Annotated in this window: 16 protein-coding genes; 12 read left to right on the top strand and 4 right to left on the bottom strand. The window is 67.0% G+C overall.

Annotated elements, in window-relative coordinates; translation table 11 throughout:
* The first annotated feature begins 126 nt into the window (after positions 1-126).
* The 8 genes from VH88_RS10125 to VH88_RS10090 all read left to right on the top strand — a co-directional run bounded on the left by VH88_RS10125 (position 127) and on the right by VH88_RS10090 (position 9,307).
* Entirely contained in the window at positions 127-705 is a 579-nt protein-coding gene (locus VH88_RS10125) for an SOS response-associated peptidase (RefSeq protein WP_045811149.1), read from the top strand.
* A 202-nt stretch (positions 706-907) separates the two neighbouring features.
* Positions 908-1,582: a RadC family protein gene (locus VH88_RS10120; RefSeq protein ID WP_082064454.1), complete on the top strand. Its 675-nt coding sequence runs from the start codon at positions 908-910 to the stop codon at positions 1,580-1,582.
* A complete protein-coding gene (locus tag VH88_RS10115) occupies positions 1,579-2,508 on the top strand; it encodes a toprim domain-containing protein (protein ID WP_045811148.1) in 930 nt (309 codons plus the stop codon). The genes VH88_RS10120 and VH88_RS10115 overlap by 4 nt, the downstream gene beginning before the upstream one ends.
* Before the next feature lie 26 nt (positions 2,509-2,534).
* A complete protein-coding gene (locus VH88_RS10110) occupies positions 2,535-4,634 on the top strand; it encodes a hypothetical protein (RefSeq protein ID WP_052689550.1) in 2,100 nt (699 codons plus the stop codon).
* A gap of 152 nt (positions 4,635-4,786) precedes the next feature.
* The gene (locus tag VH88_RS16725) at positions 4,787-6,511 is read left to right on the top strand and encodes an SLOG family protein (protein ID WP_052689549.1); all 1,725 of its coding nucleotides are present in this window, start codon (positions 4,787-4,789) and stop codon (positions 6,509-6,511) included.
* 282 nt (positions 6,512-6,793) lie between these two features.
* Entirely contained in the window at positions 6,794-8,035 is a 1,242-nt protein-coding gene (locus VH88_RS10100; protein WP_045811147.1) for a DUF3363 domain-containing protein, read from the top strand.
* Between the two features lie 265 nt (positions 8,036-8,300).
* A complete protein-coding gene (locus tag VH88_RS10095; RefSeq protein WP_369796285.1) occupies positions 8,301-8,804 on the top strand; it encodes a type 1 glutamine amidotransferase domain-containing protein in 504 nt (167 codons plus the stop codon).
* A gap of 185 nt (positions 8,805-8,989) precedes the next feature.
* A complete protein-coding gene (locus tag VH88_RS10090) occupies positions 8,990-9,307 on the top strand; it encodes a helix-turn-helix transcriptional regulator (protein ID WP_052689548.1) in 318 nt (105 codons plus the stop codon).
* A 142-nt stretch (positions 9,308-9,449) separates the two neighbouring features.
* On the opposite strand, the gene VH88_RS15680 is transcribed toward VH88_RS10090, so the two are convergent.
* From VH88_RS15680 to VH88_RS10080, 3 genes are all read right to left on the bottom strand, one after another.
* Positions 9,450-9,659, bottom strand: coding sequence for a helix-turn-helix domain-containing protein (locus tag VH88_RS15680; RefSeq protein ID WP_082064453.1), 210 nt, complete (start codon positions 9,657-9,659; stop codon positions 9,450-9,452).
* Positions 9,660-9,666: 7 nt separating this feature from the next.
* Positions 9,667-9,876: a helix-turn-helix domain-containing protein gene (locus tag VH88_RS10085; protein ID WP_045811146.1), complete on the bottom strand. Its 210-nt coding sequence runs from the start codon at positions 9,874-9,876 to the stop codon at positions 9,667-9,669.
* 107 nt (positions 9,877-9,983) lie between these two features.
* On the bottom strand, positions 9,984-10,199 hold the full coding sequence (locus tag VH88_RS10080) for a helix-turn-helix domain-containing protein (protein WP_045811145.1): 216 nt from the start codon (positions 10,197-10,199) through the stop codon (positions 9,984-9,986).
* A gap of 114 nt (positions 10,200-10,313) precedes the next feature.
* Between VH88_RS10080 and VH88_RS15675 the strand changes: the two genes are divergently transcribed.
* From VH88_RS15675 to VH88_RS10060, 4 genes are all read left to right on the top strand, one after another.
* Positions 10,314-10,808: an RNA polymerase sigma factor gene (locus VH88_RS15675; RefSeq protein WP_197071059.1), complete on the top strand. Its 495-nt coding sequence runs from the start codon at positions 10,314-10,316 to the stop codon at positions 10,806-10,808.
* 13 nt (positions 10,809-10,821) lie between these two features.
* The gene (locus VH88_RS10070; RefSeq protein WP_045811144.1) at positions 10,822-11,796 is read left to right on the top strand and encodes a FecR family protein; all 975 of its coding nucleotides are present in this window, start codon (positions 10,822-10,824) and stop codon (positions 11,794-11,796) included.
* A gap of 82 nt (positions 11,797-11,878) precedes the next feature.
* Entirely contained in the window at positions 11,879-14,812 is a 2,934-nt protein-coding gene (locus VH88_RS10065; protein ID WP_045811143.1) for a TonB-dependent receptor, read from the top strand.
* A 1,000-nt stretch (positions 14,813-15,812) separates the two neighbouring features.
* Positions 15,813-17,303, top strand: coding sequence for a S9 family peptidase (locus VH88_RS10060; RefSeq protein WP_197071058.1), 1,491 nt, complete (start codon positions 15,813-15,815; stop codon positions 17,301-17,303).
* Here VH88_RS10060 and VH88_RS10055 read toward each other — a convergent pair.
* The coding region (locus VH88_RS10055) for an asparagine synthase-related protein (protein ID WP_045811141.1) at positions 17,248-18,560 on the bottom strand (1,313 nt) is incomplete at its 5' end. The two genes, VH88_RS10060 and VH88_RS10055, sit on opposite strands and share 56 nt — an antisense overlap.

Raw genomic sequence — 18,560 nt, 5'->3', positions numbered from 1 at the left:
AAATGTTCTCGAAACGTTCTGGTTTGGCGCCGGGGGGGAGTCAATCCGGTGGTGCGCTTATCCCCGCCGATTTGCGGCGAGGCCGGAGCCGTGAAATCCTGCGCCGGACGGCCCCCGGAAGGTCCTATGTGCAACGAATATCAGCTCATCCTGCCGTTTGATGACATCATCGCGGCGTTCAACCAGACGGGCGACCGGCTGGTCTTTCCAGGAGGCATGCCGAATTTCGGACCGATGGCGTCGATCCGCATCGGGGAACGCGCGCCTGTCATTCACATGGGAGCGTCGGGGCCCGAGGTGCTCATGACGCCATGGGCCTGGAAGGGGCCGGGGGGACGGCCGGTGTTCAACTTCCGCTCCGATGGCCGGTCGTTCCAGGGATCGCACCGGTGCCTCATTCCGGCGGATGGCTTTTTCGAGTTCACCGACGCGGAACCGGGCCAGAAGCGGAAGACGAAGTGGCGTTTCACCCTCGCCGGCCAGCGGCTCTTCTGGGTGGCGGGTCTGATCAAGGACGGCGCCTTCGCCATGTTGACCACCGAGCCGGGGGTGGACATCGCCCCCTATCACGACCGCCAGATCGTAGTCTTGCGCCCCCAAGACGGTGCGGCCTGGCTCAATCTGCAGACACCGCACGACGACCTGTTGCGGGCATTGCCCGCCGGGAGCCTCGATGCCGAGAAGGTCTTTCCGGTCGCGGCCTGAGCCTGAATCCGAGAAGGCGTCTGAACGAATGTGGCGCCGGGTCATGCGCCGCGAGGCCAACGCGCGTCTGAGGGGAGCGGCCAAGTCGTCGCGGAACTCCTGCGGCCGCTGAACAGGTCTCAAGACCGTCCCCCGGGCCAGGACCGGAGGGAAGGGAAGGGCGGGGAGGGGCGCTCCGCTTCGGAGCGGTACGGAGCTCATCATGTCTCTCGCCCTCATTGCGCCGCCCGACCCGGGGCGGCTGTCCACTTCCGGTCGCGCTGTCACCACCGCCGACGGCGGCTGCGCCTGGCTTCACCGTCTCCTCATCGATCTCGACCTCGCGGCCGACGGAGCCCTGGTCGGCGCGCTCCAGCGCCGGTTCGACACAGTCGGCGCCTTCGTTCACGCCGACACTGCGGAGTTGAAGCGCCACGGTCTCGACCAGAAGACGGTAGACCGCGTCAAACGCTTGGCGGGACTGACCGAACATCTCGCCCGCGAAACCGCCAGCCGCCGGCCTGTGATCACCTCATGGTCGAGCCTCGTCGCCTACGCCCGTGTGTCCGTCGGTCATCGGCCAAGGGAACAGTTCCGCGTCCTGTATCTCGACAAGAAGAACCGCCTGCTCTGCGACGAAGCGGCGGCGGATGGCACGGTGGATCATGCTCCGGTTTATCCGCGCGAAGTGGTGCGGCGGGCGCTCGAGGCTGGCGCATCCGCCCTTATCCTCATCCACAACCACCCGTCCGGCGATCCCCAGCCGTCGCAGGCCGACATCGCCATGACGCGCAAGGTGGTCGAGGCGGCGCGGGTGTTCGACATCCCGGTGCACGACCATCTCGTGGTGGGTCGGGAGGGCACGGCGAGCTTTCGGCAGATGGGGTTGCTCCCATGAGCCTGCGCGGCATTGTCGCCGCCCTCGGCGGCGATCTCTATCACAACGGCGCGCGCGCCAACGTGCCTGGGCCCGGCCATTCCGGCGAAGACCGCTCTGTGTCCCTGTGGCTGACGGAGGGGCGCGTCGTGGCCCATTCGTTCGGAGGGTCGGACTGGCGCGCCGTGATGGCGGATCTGCGCCGTCGCGGCCTCGTGGACGCGGCGGGCCGGCCGACGGGCGCGCCGCTGTCCGGCGCCGCATCGGTCGCACGTCCGGATACGCGCGTTCGTCGGCAGACGGCCGAGCGGCTCTGGTCGCAGGGCGTGAGGATCGGCCCGTCCGGCCTGGCCGCCCGTCATCTGCAGCGTCGCGCCGTTCCTTGGTCCATTGGCGTTCGCGACCTTCTCGAACATCCCGCCGCGCCGGTCTCGGTCTATCGGACCGGCGGGCCGACCCTGCGGGCTCTGATGGCCCGCATCAGCGATCCCGACGGGCGCACGACCGGGGTGGAACTGACCTATCTGGACGCTGCGGCGCGTCAGGCGGTCCGATTGGCGGTGTCACGCAAGACCGTGGGCTGTGTTCCGCCCGGCGCCGCCGTCCGTTTGTCCGTCGTCGGCCGCAGGATGCTGGTGGCCGAAGGGGTCGTCACGACCCTTTCGGCCGTGCGCGGGTTCGACCTGCCCGGCTGGGCGCTGCTCTCCGCCGGCAATCTGGCGGCCTGGACGCCGCCGCCCGATGTCCGCAGCGTTGTGATCGCCGCTGACCGCGGTCTCGCCGGCGAGGCCGCCGCCCGCCGTTTGAAGCATCGCCTTGCGGCGCTCGGCCTTGCGGTGGAGATGCGTCTGCCGCCGCCCGGCTGTGGCGATTGGAACGACGCCATCCGCACGACCGCCGAAAGGGAAAAGGAAGGGCGCGGTGGGGCGCCGGAAAGGCGGGGATAGGCCCCGTCGCCGGCAGGAGTTCCGCCATGCCCAGATCCGCCTCCGCCGCCCTCACGGTCGTCGAGACGCCGTTCGACATCGCCGCAGCCCGTGCCCGGCTGCGGGTTCCCCTCCGCGATGTGGATATCGCCCCTGAGAACCTGCGCTTCGGCGAACCGCCGGACGACGACATTCCGCTGCTGGCGGAAACCCTGTTCGCGGCGGGCCAGCTGGAGCCGCTGACCGTGCGCCCGGGACGGCGAAAGGAGCGGGCGAACATGGCCCTGGACGGCCGTCGTCGCCTCCTCGCCTTGCGCTATCTGCTGGAAGGCGGCCGCATCGACGACGGCTTCCTCGTGGACGTGGTGGTGGAGACGGATCCCGCGCGCCAGGCGGCCGCTGTCCTGCTCACCAACACAGCCGCCCCGGTTCACGTCGCCGACGTCATCGCCGCGATCGGCCGGATGCTCAAGGGCAAACTCGCCGTGCCCGGGATCGCGAAGGCCTTGGGGTACGCCGAGATCGACGTGAAGCGGCTCGCCGCCCTGTCGGCCCTGCCACCCGTGGCCCTCGAAGCCTTGCGGCGCGGTCGGCTCAATCTGCGGCAGGCCCGGCTGCTCGCCCGGCTGCCGGACAAGGCCGAGCAGGCCGAATATGCGCAAATGACGCTCGACGGGCACGGCTTCCAGGACTGGCGCATCACCGAGAAGCTGGACGAAGACCAGGTCACAGAGGGCGACGCGCGCTGCGCCCTGGTCGGCGCGGAGCGCTATGCGGCGGCCGGCGGCCGCACCGTCGTCGATCTGTTCGGAGAGCGCGCGCCGGTGCTTCTCGACCCGGCGATCCTGACCGACGTCTGGACGCGGCGCGCGCGAGAGATCGCCCTGGTCTTCGAGGCGGAAGGCCTTGCCGTCCATGTGTCGGCGGGCGACGCTCTCGAGCTGCCCGACGATCTGGAACCGGCACGCTACGCCTATGGCGGCATGCTGCCCGCCGCCGAGCTGGACGCCTATCGCGAGGCGCGCGAGGTCTTCAACGCCGCCGCCGAGGCGGTCGGGGAACGGCTTGCCGAAACCACGGACCCGGCCGTCGTCGATCCCCTGCTGATCGCGATGGCGAAGGCGCGCCTCGCGATGGACCAGATCAGCTGGGGCGGTCGCGTCGCCACGACACTGGTCTTCTTCCCGTCCGTCCGGGCGGGCCTCGACATCCGCTGCTTCACCCCGGTCGAGCCGGAGATCCAGGACAACGAGGAGCTCAGCGACGCTCGCGATGAGGTCGACGACGACGGCGATCTGTCGCCGGCGAACGGGCGATTCTATCGGGCGCCGGAGGTCGAGGCGCCGGAGCCCGAGACTGAGGGGATCAATCACGCCCTGCACGCGGTGCGCACCGATGTCGCAACACGCGGCCTGATCCGGGCGCTGGCCGACGATCCGGGCGCGGCGCTCACGGCGCTGATCGCGCGCCTGTTCGTCCAGGTCGCGGTCCGCGGGTCCGGCGCACGATCCGAATCCGCCTTCGCCCTGACCGCGACGGCCTTCAATCCCGCCGGCGGACGGATCATCGAGCCTCTGGACGGCGACGTTCGCCAACGGCTCGATGAACGGCGCGCGGCTTGGGAGGGGTCGGACCAGACGGTGATCGCCTGGGTTCACGCGCTCGCGCATGGCGACAAGATGAGCCTGCTCGCCGAGCTGACGGCCCTGACGCTCGATCTGCGCGAAGAGCGGACCAGCCTGATCCGGCGGGCCGCGCGCGCCGAGGCGGCGGAACTGGCTGCTCTCTGCGGCGCGGACATCACCTTGCACTGGACGCCGGACGCCGACTTCCTCAAGCCGCATTCCAAGGCGCTCCTGCTCGGCATGCTGGAGGCGATGGGAGAGCCGAGCGATCCCCGCGTCGGCGTGCTTAAGAAGACGGACCTGGTCGACTGGGTGGCGGAACGGGCGGCCGAACGCACCTGGGCGCCGGCCAGTCTGTCGTGGACGACCGACATGCCGGACGGCGATCCGGAGGCGGCGGTGATGGACGGGCCCGACCCGTCGGACGCCGCGGCCGAAGGGGCCGCCTCGCCCGAGGCGGACGGCGCCGGCGCCTTCGTCGTCACCGAGGCGGGGGAGGCGGCCCTCCAGCAGACCGCCTGAGACCCCTGCCGCCCAAGAACCCGCTCCGCCGTCCGGCGGGGCGGGTTTTGTGCGCGCCGTTCCTGTTGAAAGGGAAGAAGAGGGCTAGGCGCGGCGAGCCTGGAGGACCGTGGGGGATGCGCCCTCCGCTCCCGGCGAGCGGAGCCGCGACCATGTCCTCGACCTCGACCCTGTCCCTCTTTCCTCCCGCGACCGACACGCCCCACGCCGCCAATGTGCTGGCGGCCGCCCGGGCGCTGGCAGGCCATCTCGCGCGATCGCGCCCGCTGGATCGCCGTCTGGTCTCGGAGGTGATGACGACCCTCTTCGGCGGCGCCGACACAGAAAGCAAATGGCTCTGGCGCGACGCCTACGAGGCGATCGAGGCCGCCACGGTGCTTCAGATCCGGCGCCTAGCCCCCCAGGTCGCCCGCCTCGAGGACGCGCCAGCGGAGATCGCCGCCCTGCTGGCTGCGGTCTCCGCGCTCGGCCTGACGCACAGCCGGCGCAGCGAGGACCAGGTCGCCCTGGATCAGTTCTCCACACCACCGGAGCTGGCGGCGATCGCGGTGCTCGCGGCCCAGGTGCGCCCCGGCGACCGGGTGCTGGAACCCTCGGCCGGCACGGGTCTGATCGCGGCTGTGGCGGAGGCCTGCGGCGGCGTCCTGTGGCTCAACGAGCCGGCGGACGGCCGCGCCGCCCTGCTCGACGGCCTGTTTCCGGCGGCGCGGCGCTCGCGCCTCGACGGCCGCCACATCCACGACCTGCTGGACGCCGCGGGCCGGTTCGACGTCGCGGTTTGCAATCCTCCGTTCACGGACCTTGACCGCCATCTGAAGGCGGCGCTGGGCGCGCTCGCCGACGGCGGACGTCTCGCGGCGGTCGCGCCGGCTTCGGCCCTGTCGGACGAGGGCGGCCTGCGCCGGCTGTCGGATGGGGGCCGCATCGTCGCCCGGATACTCTTTCCGCCGCGCGCTTTCGCCCGGCACGGCACGTCGGTGGAGACCGGTCTGCTGGTGCTGGAGCGGGACGAGACCGGTGCGGAGGTCGCACCGCTCGCCGTGGCGGACGACCTGGCGACCGCCGCGATCCTGGCCGCCGCCGTGCCGGGGCGCGCGGGCGCCCGGCCGCGCGCCCGGCTCGAAGCGTCTCCCGCTTCGCTTCTGGCACCCGGAGGCCGCGCCGGCGCGCGCGCGTCCGCGCGCCTCGCCTTCCTAGCGGGCGCGTCCGCCGTGGACTACGAGACGCGCGCCTGGACGGGCGAGGGACGCGACATCGGCCTCTATCAGGCCCACGGGCTGGCGCGCATCGTCCTGCCGGACCCTCGGCCGCACCCGTCGCCGCTGGTGGAGTCCGGGCCGATGGCCTCCGTGGCCCCGCCCGCGCCGACCTACCGGCCGGTGTTGCCGCGGGCGCTGCGCGACGAAGGGCGGATCTCCGACGCCCAGGCGATCCGCAGTCTCCGCGCTAGGACGTCCGGCGAGGCGGATCCGGGCGGACCGGTGATCGCCTTCCGGGGGGCGCCCTCGGCTGATACGGCCGAAGACGCCGGGCGGATTTTCGACGCCCTGAACTGGGCGCTGGCGGAATGGCCGGACATGGCGCTCGCCACAACCGGGGCGAAGGGCTCCGAGAAGCTGGCGATCAAATGGTCCCAGCAGAAGGGCGTGAAGCTGATCCTGGCGCGGGCGGACTTCGACACACATGGCAAGGCGGCTCCCTTCCGGGCGAACGATGACCTGATCGCGCTCGAGCCGACCTGCTGCCTGACCCTGGCGCACTCCCTGGGCGAGGGCAGGGGCTCGGGCGATCGTCCGTTCGGCCCGGCGATGAACCTCGGCCAGAAGGCGATGGAGCACGGCGTCCGGCACGTCGCCATCCGCGCCCGCGCCGCCTGAGACCCGCCTGAACACTGGACCCGCTCGGCTTCGGCCGGGCGGGATTTTTTCTGTCGTCCGGCCGGCCTGCCGATCTGTGGCGACTGTTGATCGGGTTGGATCAAGTATGATGCTGCTGTCCGGAAATCTTCGAATTTCGGCTGAGGGCAAGATAAAAGGGAGTGTTGGGCCTGGCCGGCTTTCTTTATGCTTTCAGCATCTTGGAGGAGAGGTCGACCCGGATCGACGACTTGCTTTGAGTTGTCGTTCTTCGGCGGATCTTCCGGGGCCGGAGCGCGGATCATGTCTGTTCACCAGGCTATTCAAACCAGGCTGTCGATACGCGGCGGCGTCGAGGACGCCCCGGGCGGCGTGAGGCTTCCGACGCGACTGAAGACCGACCGCGATCCGGTTCGTCTTGGCATGATGAAGCGCCTCGCCAGTTCCCGAATGTTTGCTCTCGGCAATCGGTCGGGCGTTCTCCGGGCGGCGCAGAACCGGTCGGGACGGGCCTTCCGCCTGGACGTGCGACAGCGCGTCATCGTCAAGGCTCTGGTGTCTCGCCACGCCGGCAAGGGCGCAGAGCGTGGCGCGGCGTTGGCGGCGCACGTCGCCTACCTCGGTCGCTCCGGCGCTGGCGTGGAAGGCGCCCGGCCCGAGTTCTTCGATCGGCATCAGGACGGCGTTCAAGCGGCCGTCGAGACGAGAGGCTGGACCGACGACCGGCACCATTTCCGCTTCATCATCTCGCCCGAGCACGGCGACCGGATCGACGACCTGCGCGGCTATGTCCGCGAGGTTATGGCGCGGGTCTCGGCGGATCTGGGCGAGCCGCAGCTGACCTGGATCGCGACCTGTCATTACGACACGGACCAGCCGCACGCGCATGTGCTCGTGCGCGGTCGCCGTGGTGACGGGCGGGACCTTGTGATCCCGCGCGACTATATCGCCTACGGTTTCCGCGCCCGCGCCCAGGAGGTCGCACAGGAGAGGCTCGGCGACCTGGCCCGGGTCGACGCCGAGAAGCGTGTTTGGCGCGAGACGTCGGCGGATCGCTTCACCGGACTTGATCGCCGGCTCCTGGCGGCGGCGGAGCCGGGCGGGATGGTTGAAGACGGCGTGGGACGGAGCGACGCCTGGAACGCCCTGAGTCGAGGCCGCCTCCGTCATCTGGAAGGCTTGGGTCTCGCGGTCCGCGCCGGCCGGCGTTATCGGCTCGATCCCGAGATGGAGACGAAGCTTCGGACGCTCCAGGCGCGCCGCGACATCATCCGCACCCTGAACCAGCGGCGGCTTGAGGTCGGGCGGGACGTGAGACCCATGGGGGCGTCGCCGCTGAAGGGACGCGTGGTCAAGACCGGGTTTCACGACGAGCTAGGCGCGCATCCGTTCGTGATCGTGCGGGACGGCGACGGCGCCGAACACTACGCGCGGCTGCGCGCGGGTGAGCCCAGGCTTGAGATCGGCAAGACCGTGGCGCTCGCCCCGACCGGCGCCGGCTTGGCGCAGGTCCTGAGAGGGCGCGGGAGCGGGTTGGAACGGTGACCGTTCCGGTTGTATTATCCAGCATAGTGAGTTGTATTGCCGAGCGCAGCCAACTGACGACCGAAGGGCTCCGACCATGGACAAGCGCGTTGTTCACGTCGTCACCAATGTCGATCGCTATGAGGACGGCAGGCCCACCTGACTGTGGCTGTCCGAACTGACCCATGCCTGGGATCATTTCGCAAAGCGCGGCTTCGAACAGCGCATCATCAGTCCCGTCGGGGGCCGGTCGCCGCTGGAACCGCGCGCGCTCAAATGGCCTCTGTTGGACGGTTCGGCGAAGGCCTGGCTGCGCGATCCTCGACAGATGGCGCGACTGGAGACGACGCAGCGGCCCGAAGACATCGATCCGCTGGACTGCGACGTGCTTTTCTTCACCGGCGGTCACGGGGTGATGTGGGACTTTCCGGACAGTCCGGGCCTGCAGACCCTGACGCGCGCCGTGTGGGAACGCGGCGGTATCGTCGCCGCCGTCTGTCATGGCTATTGCGCGCTGCTCAACACGCGCCTGACGACCGGCAGACTGCTGGTCATGGATCGCATGCTCACCGGCTTCTCGTGGGCGGAGGAGGTGTTGGCCGGCGTCGCGGGCCGGATGCCCTACAATGCTGAAGCGGAGATGAGACGGCGCGGCGCGGTCTACCTCAAGGGACTGCTGCCCTTCGGACCTTACGTCGTCGCGGACGGCTTGCTGGTCACGGGTCAGAATCCGGGATCGGCCAAGGCGACCGCGCGCAAGGTGACGGCGTTGCTGGACAAGGTCGCCTGAGCGCTGCGGTTGGCGGCCCTTTCGGTTCGGACGGCTATGACTGCGATGCCCTGCCTGGGGCCAATGGCTTGCGCAGCCCTCGAACGCTGACATGATGATCCCGAACGCTGCGGCTCTGGCGGCTTCGTCGGTCGATCCGGAGCGGCTGCAGCTTTCAGTGTCGAGCGCGAACGCCGGGGAGTCTGATGTTCGACCGGGAACCAGTGGAGAAGGGCGACGGCGATCGCCGGGCCAATCCCGTGGATGTTCACGTCGGCGGCCGGATCGCTCATCGCCGGCGCAGTCTGGGACTCAGCCAGAGCGACCTCGGTCAGGCGCTCGGGCTCACGTTCCAGCAGATCCAGAAATACGAGCGCGGCGCCAATCGCGTCTCCGCGTCCAGGCTCTGGAAAGCGGCGGGTTTCCTCGGCGTGTCCGTCAGCTACTTCTTTGAAAAGGCCTGGCGCAGACCGGTGGAGCGACAGCGGAGACGATGGGGCCTCCGCCCACGAGGCTTACCCTAACGATCGAACGCTCGGCCGCGCGCTTGGGTCCGGATCAGCAGCGGCTGATCCGGGACTTGTTGCGTTGCCTGCTGCCGACTTCTTCATCGCAGATCCGGGACGAGGAGGCTGACTGACCAGCTGAGCCGCGTCCCGCGCGATCTCACTCGAGGAGCCGCGCTGGCGGCACGTCTAGACCCTCGGCCAAACGGCCCAACAGACGGACGGATGGATTACGGACGCCGCGTTCCAAGTCGCTGAGGTAGCTCCGCTTTGTCCCCGCACGGAATGCTAACTCTTCCTGCGACAGCCCGGCGGCGCGTCGGAGGGTTTGGAGGTTTCTCGCTAGCAGGGTAACCGCGTCTGTCGGCATTTAGCGGTCAACGTTCGCGGAAGAGCTCAATGGCTTTAACGCCCAACGCTTTGGCAATCCGCTCCACGACATCCAAGGTGGGATTTCGCTCGCCGCGCTGGAGTTGGCCCATATAGCTATATGAGAGTCCTACGTCGGTCGCGAGCCCCTCGATCGTGAGCTTCTTCTCAAGCCGAATCCGGCGGACGTTGCGCCCAAAAGTCTCCGTCAAACTCATTCATACAGGCACACGCAAAGCGCGTCGAGCAGCCAGTCATCATAGTAACCATTGCGACTTGTGGCTCTGTGAGTTGAGCCGCTGGTGCATGCCGCGTTGTCAGGGAATCAGGAGTGAGATTCGGCCAAAAGGGCCGTTGGCGGCGTTTCAAGGACGACGGCGAGATTTTCCACGACGCGCAGCGTTGGATTTCTCTTCCCCCGTTCAAGCTCTCCCATGTAGCTGTAGGACAGGCCCACGGCGTCTGCCAAGCCCTCGATTGTCATGCCTTTTTTCTGTCTTGCACGACGTACGTTCCGCCCAAAGATTCTCGTAAGCGCCATAGACGCAGGCGGCGCCCAACGTACATTTTGGGCCAGTCACTATAGTGACCATTCCGATGGTGGTTTACGCTCTGACATCCCTTGATTTGGAGGGCGAAGTCCTCGGAGCGACGCGTGGATGACCGAGTCGATAGTGTTGAAGGCCGGTTCGAGGATCGGCTCACGGCTCTGGAACGTCGTTACGGCGCTTGGTTGCGGCGTGCCCTTCGGAGACGGTTTGGGCAGGACGAATGCGACGACCTGTCCCAAGAAACCTGGCTTCGCGTGGCCTCAAGCAAATCTGTTGACGGTCTCCGATACCCGAAAGCATTCCTGTTACGGATCGCCGTGAACCTGGCCTGCAACGCAAGGCGCCGACGTGAACTGGCTTGCCGGGCGGAAGCCATCCGGTCGGTTCATGATCGGGTCGATGCTGACCAAACCGAACGATTGATGTTGCTGGAGACCGTCCTGAGCTTGCCAGAATCCGTGAGAGATGTCTTTTTATTGTCCCGGATCGACGGTCTGACGAACGCCCAGATCGCCGACAGACTGGGGATCTCCCCCAAGACTGTGGAAGGGCGCATGACCCGGGCCTTGGCCCACTGCGCCGCCCAGCTCCGGCGCTAGGATGGGGCGCGACATGGCCAACCCGACGATGCGGGTTGAAGCGGCGGAGAGGGAGGCGGCGGCGTGGCACGTCCGCCTCGGCACGACTTCGATCGAGACTCGCACCATCGAGGAATTCTTCGAGTGGCGGGCCAGGCCCGGCAACGCCGAGGCGTACAGCCGGGTCGACCGCGTCTGGCGCGAGAGCCAGGGTCTTGGACCCGACCCCGCGCTCGCCGACGCCCTGGAGGGAGCCCGTCGCCGAAGCCGGGTGAGCCCGGCGTCCGGTCGGCGGTCCGTTCTGTTTGGCGGTCTGGCCGTGGCCACGGCGGTGGCCTTGATGGTGGGCGGGTCCTGGTTCTGGAGCGATAGGAACGCGTTCGCCACACGGGTCGGCGAGCAGCGGGTGATCCCGCTCGCCGACGGATCGAGTCTGAGCCTCGATACGGATTCACGAGTGCGCGTCAGATTTACGGACCGCCAGCGGCGGATCGACCTCGTGGAAGGTCAGGCGCTCTTCAATGTAGCGCATGACGCTGGGCGTCCCTTCGTGGTCTACGCCGGCGAGACCCGGGTCACGGCCGTGGGAACGGTTTTCGACGTGCGCAGGGCAGGGGAGGGGGTTCGCGTCACGCTCGTGTCTGGCGCTATCGACGTCCAGTCCGACCAGGCGCCGTCGCCGCCCCGTCGCATCGCCGCCGGCCAACAGGTGCGAGTCTCTGGCGCGAGGATCGATACGCGCGCGGTCGACGTCGAGGCGGAGACCAGCTGGGCCACGGGCCAACTCGTCTTCACCGATATCCCGCTGGCGCAGGCGGTGGCGGAGATGAACCGTTACCTGACCGAAAAGATCGAGATCGACGACCCCGCCATCCGGTCGGTGGCGGTCAATGGCGTCTTCCGCACCGGCGACCGCGACGCCTTCGTGGCCGCGTCTTCGGATGTCATGGGATTGCGGGCTGTTCCGAAGGCGGACGGATCGGTCGGGCTCTCCCGGCGCAGAAATTAATTCGGGACGCCGAGAGGGTTAGCCCCGGTCTCGATGGTCTCTCTCTTCAGCGCCACTGGGGGCGTCGAGGGGAAACCAGTCTATGAGCCGTTCCTATCTGCTGTCAGGCGCCGCCGCGGTCGCCTGCATCGTCGCCGCCAGCTCGCCCGCGTGCGCTCAGTCCGTGCGGGAGTTTCGGATTCCGCACGGACCGATGAGCGAGGCGTTGACGGCCTTCGGGCGGCAGTCCGGTCACCAGATCTTCTTTACCTCCGACACCGTGGCGGGCCTGCGGTCGCCCGGCGTCAGCGGTCGGCTGGAGCCGGGGGCGGCCTTGGACCGGCTTCTGTCCGGTTCCGGCCTGACCTGGTCGCAGAGCCGGCCTGGGGTCTTCGCGGTGCAGCGGGCCGGCATGGCGAGTGTCGACGAGGCGGTCGAGATCGATGAAGTCATCGTAACGGGAACGCTGCTGCGGTCGTCGGGAGATTTGGCATCGCCCGTGGTTCAACTGGACCGAGATGCGCTGGATGGAACCGGTCGTGGCACTGTCGCCGACATTCTCGTTTCCTTACCTCAGAATTACGCCGGCACGTCCACGCCGGTGAGCCAAGCCACGCTCGCTGATGCCGGCACCTCGAACGATGTCTACGCCACCGGGGTGAACCTTCGCGGTCTCGGGGCGGCGTCCACGCTGGTTCTCGTGAATGGTCGTCGGCTCGCAGGAACCGGGTCTCGTGCGGAGTTCGCCGACGTCTCGGCCCTTCCGTCGGCGGCCGTCGACAGGGTCGATGTACTTCTGGACGGCGCATCTGCGCTTTACGGGTCCGATGCGGTCGCGGGCGTTGTGAACGTGATCATGCGGCGATCCGTGGACGGACAGGAGACGCGAGCACGCGTCTCCGCCGCGGAAGGCGGTGCAGAGGACGTCCAAGTCTCGCACCTCATAGGTCGTAACTGGGGATCGGGCGCAGCCTACCTGGCCTATGAATATCAATCCGCCAACGCGTTGAGCGGTTCGGACCGAAGCGTCACGGCGGATGGAGATCTGCGACCCTTCGGTGGGAGTGACCGCCGTGGTTTCTACAGCGCGCCCGGCAATATTCTCGCGCTCAACCCCGCGACATCTGCGTTCGAAGTCCAGTTCGCGATCCGCCCACCGACCGGTGGAACGGCGCAGACCCCCGGCGACTTCGCGGCAGGCCAGAGCAATCTTCAATCCCCGCTCGCCGGTATCGATCTTCTGCCTGCACTCGAACGCCACAGCGCGTATGCGCGCATCCGGCAATCGATAGGCGAACGGCTCGAGTTGACCGGGGACATCCGTTACAGCCTTCGAACGACGGAGTCGGCAACGGCGGCCGCCGCGGGGATCTTCAATGTCACACAAGCCAATCCGTGGTTCGTGTCGCCGAACGGCGCTTCATCGCATACCGTGGCGTATTCTTTCCTTCGGGATATAGGGCCAGCGCGGAGCTCGACCGAATCCGAGAGCTTGGGCTTGACTATCGGTGCGCGTTACGACGTTTCGCCGACTTGGTCGGTCGAGGCCTACGTGGCCGACGCTTGGGAACTGGCGGACTTCGGCGTAAGCAACCGCGTCAACACTCGGTTCCTGTCGGAAGCCTTGGGGAACATCCCAGACGACCCGGCAACGCCCTTCCGTGCTGCAGTAGATGGTTACTTCAACCTCTTCGGAGACGGCAGCGCCAACGCCCAGGCTGTGTCGGACTTCATCGGCAGCGGCTACGGTGTTGTCCGGAATCGTAGCCGCGCAAGTTCGGCGAACCTGCTTGTGCAGGGACCTCTTTGGCGTCTTCCGGGAGGTGATATCTCGTTGGCTGTCGGAGGCCAGGCGAGACGAGAGGCCTTTGAGACCGAGGGCGAGACCTTCCTGACGGCAGCCGCGCCCCGTTTTATCTCCAGCCCCGACCGATCTCGAGCCATCTCCGCAGTGTTCGCCGAGGCGCGCATTCCGATTGTGGGACCGGACAATGAAAGAGCCGGGATCCGGCGCCTGGAGCTTTCTGTCGCGACCCGGTTCGAGGACTACGATGATTTCGGTTCGACAACCAATCCGAAGCTTGGCTTGATCTGGTCGCCGGACGAGCAGATCACCATGCGGACATCTTGGGGGACGTCCTTCCGCGCCGCAGCGCTCACGCAGCTGTTCGACCAGTTCGGCGTGTCCCCGGCCTTTTTGGATCGGGCCGATGGGTCGGAGGCGTTGATCCTCATGCTGTACGGTGGCAACCCCGATCTGCAGCCTGAGACCTCAGAAACCTTTACACTCGGCTTCGACTATCGCCCGACCAGAGGGCCGAGGCTCGGGGTCAACTTTTTCACGACCAGTTTCGATGACCGCATCGCGCAGCCCGTGAACGCCAACTTCGACGGGGCGCTCATCGACCCCACGCTCCGTCCCTTCGTGACCTTCGTCGATCCGGTCAACAGCTCCGCCGACCGCGCACTCATCGAGAGCTTCTCGGACGCTCCCGGATTTTCCAGCCTCTTCCCGGTCACAGCGTACGGCGCTGTGGTGGATACACGCTGGGTCAACACTGGCGCGGTGCGTGTCAGCGGTCTGGACGTACAGGCAGGTCACGGTTGGGAGATCAGCAACGGTCGTCTCGCGCTCGACCTGACAGCGTCCTGGATTTTGGACTACGAAAGCCAGACGACGCCGACAGCGCCCATTGAGGAGGTCGCCGGCCTCGTAGGTTACCCGACGGACCTGAGAGCGCGGACCGGTGCGACTTGGTCGCGTGACGGCGTCGCGGTCGGGCTTCATTGGAACCATGTGGCCGGCAGCAAAGATCGGGCCGGCAACCGCCTCTCGGCCTGGAATACGATTGACGCAACGGCCGGGTGGACTTCGGACCTGGCCGGCGCGCCCGGCGTCCAGGTTCAGCTTGCCGTCCAAAATCTGCTCAACGAAGCGCCGCCGTTCTACGACGCCCCGACTGGTTTGGGGTTCGATCCCGGTCAAGCCAGCATCTTGGGACGCGTGATCTCCCTGCAACTGACGCGACGCTGGTGAGTATCCGAAATGTGGACGCTCATCTGTCGCGTCGTCGGAACGGCGATCGCAGCGGCTTGCTTGGCGGGGGCCGCGCACGGCCAAGGTATCGAGGCGGATCGATCGCTTACGGTTGATGATTTGCTGGGGTTGGAGGCGTTCGGAAGAGCGGCCATCTCTCCGGACGGCCGATGGGCGATTTACGAGAGGCGCGGTCCTTACGACACCATGCCCCGCATCGAAGCGAATGGCCGTTCCACCTGGCAAATCATGGAGCTCTGGATTGTTGATCTCAGCGATCCAACCTCTCCAGAGGAAAGGTTGCTTCCCCACGAAGGCTTGGGGCTGCAGTTCGCCGCTTGGTCGCCGTCCTCGGATCATCTCCTTATCACGAGGCTTCAAGGCGACGGATTCGAATACGGGATCGTGTCCCTAGTCGACCGATCCGTCCGATGGACCGGCCTGACGCCCGATCTTCCCCTGGGCGGGGCGACTGCGACATGGGCGTCTGCAAACACGCTGCTGCTGCCAGTGCGCCCCGACCACAGTCTTCCGCTGGCTCTCGGGTATGATCGTACAAGCACGAGACGTCGCGCCGAGGCGTGGGAGCGGACCGCCGAAGGGCGCGAACCCTCCAGGACCGTCATCGACGCGCGGGGGGGGCGTGGTCGTTCCGGAGCGCCCCGAGCCCCGCCAGGCCTTGGTTCGGCTGGAACGGGACACGCTGCAGATCACGACCTTGCAAGAGGGATGGCTTGCCGACTTCACCGTCTCGCCTGACGGCGGAAGCGTCGCCGTGGTCATGAGGGAGGAGCCGATCCCATTGGGAGATCCGCAGCTTCTCCACATGGAGGATGATCGAAGGCGCCGGCTTGTTCTGATCGATCTCAGGACAGGGCGCGTGCCACTGCGAGTCGATGGGCTGGACATCGCGCCCCACCTTCTTCGATGGTCACCCGACTCGACGGCCGTCCTCGTTTGGGCCCGCCCAGACGGCGCTCGGTGGGACGAGGGAACGCTGATGAGCGCCAGTTTTGAGTCGACCGACCCATTCAACCGCGGCGGGTTGCGTGCCGGCGCGTCAGCCAGCGTTGTTGTCGCTGGCGTGCAAGCCGACTGGCTGGGTCTCACCCCGGTCATGTACGCACGACCGACGGAGGGTGAGCGCGGGGACTGGTATCTGCTGTCTCAGGACGGTGTCCCAGAATCCCTGACGGGCGATTTGGTTGTGGCTCCGACGCGCATCGCTGCATCCGGGCCGGAGGGCCTGCTCGCCTTCGCGGACGGCCGCTACTGGGAAATCACAGCGCACGGAGCCCATGCGCTCTCGCCACCCAACCTTAACCTCCGGGAGGCCATGATCTTCGACCTCACCATGGGGCGTCGCCCGAAAAGCAACGAGGCGCCGCGCAGAGATTGGTCGATCGCGATTGATGGCGAAGGCCAGGTGAGGTTGGTGAGGGACGGCGCAGCGCCGACGTTGGGGGGCGGCGGCGCTGACCTCGACAAGACACTTGCCGTTTCTCCGGAGGCCGTGCTGACACTCCGTCCGCGCGGGCTCGCAGATGCCCTTTTGCATCATAGACCGGGATCGACTGAAGCGATAGCCGAGGTTAACTCGACCCTTGCGAACATGTTCGTCACCGAGCCCAGGCCGATCCGCCACTTGGGTTTCGACGGTCGCGAAACGGAAAGCTGGCTGTTTCTGCCGAACGGCGAACCCCGAGGCGTCATCGTGAACCCCTACCCGGGCTGGGCTGACAATCTGGCGCGGCTGGACCCGCTCACTATGACGTACAGTTTTCGGCCGGAGGTCTTCGTTGGGGCCGGCTATGCCGTCCTGAGCCCATCTGTCCCTGGGGATCTACCCGTCAGGGAGCGTGGCGATGCTTATGCCCGCAGCGTCGATCTCGCCGTCGATGCGGCGTTGGCCGCCTTTCCGGAGCTTCCTTCAGACAGGATGGTCCTTTGGGGACACAGCTTTGGCGGCTATTCAGCCCTCGAGATCGCGACGCGCTCGGGCCGGTTCAGATCCTACATCGCTTCGTCCGCCTACAGTGACATGCTTGGTGTCTGGGGAGAGTTCGACGCCTTAGGGCGCATACAGCCGGAAAACGGCATGTTCTTCAGGTTCAACCAGGGTTGGACCGAGACCGGTCAGGGGGCGCTCCAAGATCCGCCGTGGCGTGCGCCGGAAGATTACGCCGCCTCCAGTCCATTTCTTCGGGCCGATCACATAACGAGGCCGATCCTGTTCCTGACGGCTGATCTCGACTTCACGCCGGCCACACAAGCCGAGAGAATGTTTAGCGCCATTCTTCGCAACCACGGACACGCCCGCATCGTGACCTATTGGGGCGAGAAGCATCTGACATGGAGCCCGGCCAACATCCGCGATCGCTACCAGCAGATTTTCGATTGGTTGGCGCTCACACTCGATGATGCTGGTTCTGAGACTACGTCAGCCGACGCTCCCAAAGGCGAACCCATCCTTCAAACGCCGCCGCCGTGAGGACAGCCGCGTGCTGCCCGCGCCAGATCAAGACTTCCGGAGACAGTTCGGTCAACACCCTCTCCCGATCGATAATCCCGCATGACGCCAACCGGCCGTCGGCCAGCCACGGTCGGAGGGTGTCCAGATTTTCCGACACCATTCGTCCGTAAATCCGGGTCATCTCGCCCTTCGTCCGGCGATCGACGATCGCGGTCGGCAATCGGTTGCGAAACGCCCTTCGCGCCAGCCCCCGGTCTCTGCCGCCGACCGAGAGCTGAGCGGTGGGAAGGGCGAGGCAGGCCTCGACGACGGGCTGCGCGCACAGGGGATGGCGAACGTCGACCGCCTGCGTGAGCGACGAGGGGTTGTGATGGGAAATGCTGTCCGCGACCCCTGCGATATGAAAGCATTTGGCGGGTCCGAAGCCCTCAAGGTCTCTGAGCCAAGGATGTGGCGGAGGCTGTCGATCAAGCGGCGCGAGAATGGGGTGATCGCGGAGGAGGGGATCGGGTTTCCCCGGTTCATATCGGCGGGCCGTCCGAACCATTGACCAGACCGAGAGCTCATTGGCGGCGGCGAGCTCGGTGAGATCGGGCCAAGCCAGTGCTCGCCATCCATGCGCCAGCCATTGATCCGTGAAGACGTCCGTCGTGGCGGCTTGAAACAGGATGCTGTCACCCCCTTTTCCCGTCATCACCGCCTTAGCTCCGTGGTCGTGTAGAAGGCTGGCCCAGCGCAGGTTTTGAGGATGATCGAGGGCGTTCAACCCCGGGCGGAACCCACCCGCGAGCGCGGTGAGCCAATCCGATGTCAGCGGACCGACGGCATGGGGGGTGCAGTAAGGCTTGAAGCCGAGAGCATCGCCAAGGATTTCAACATAGGACCGCTCATCGGACTCTGGCGTGGCGCCGTAAGCATTGATCCACAAGCTGACAGGTTCCAACGCGACCTTCGCGAGAGCGGCGGCGACGATGCTGGAATCCAGACCGCCCGACACCTCGGCCGCGAGCGGCCCGGCGAGGTTTGAAAGGCGGGACACGGCCTCGTCCACCGCCGAGCGAATGCTGACTTCCGCCTGGGCTGCGGGGGGCGGGTCAAGGCTCTGCATCGCGATCTGGCGCGGGGTCCACACAGCTATCGGGGGGACCGTCAGCGGCGTCGGCTGCACCGTGCCGGGCTCAAGGGCGTGCGGGCCGTCAAGGAGCAACGCGCCGGTTCCCGCAACCAGACTATGCAACGCCTCGGCGACGCGGTGACGTGCCCCTGAGTTTTCAT

The sequence above is a fragment of the Brevundimonas sp. KM4 genome, from assembly GCF_000964075.1.
GTDB lineage: Bacteria > Pseudomonadota > Alphaproteobacteria > Caulobacterales > Caulobacteraceae > Brevundimonas > Brevundimonas huaxiensis.
Note: the sequence above shows the minus strand (reverse complement) of the source record. Positions and strands in the feature narration are given on the sequence as shown.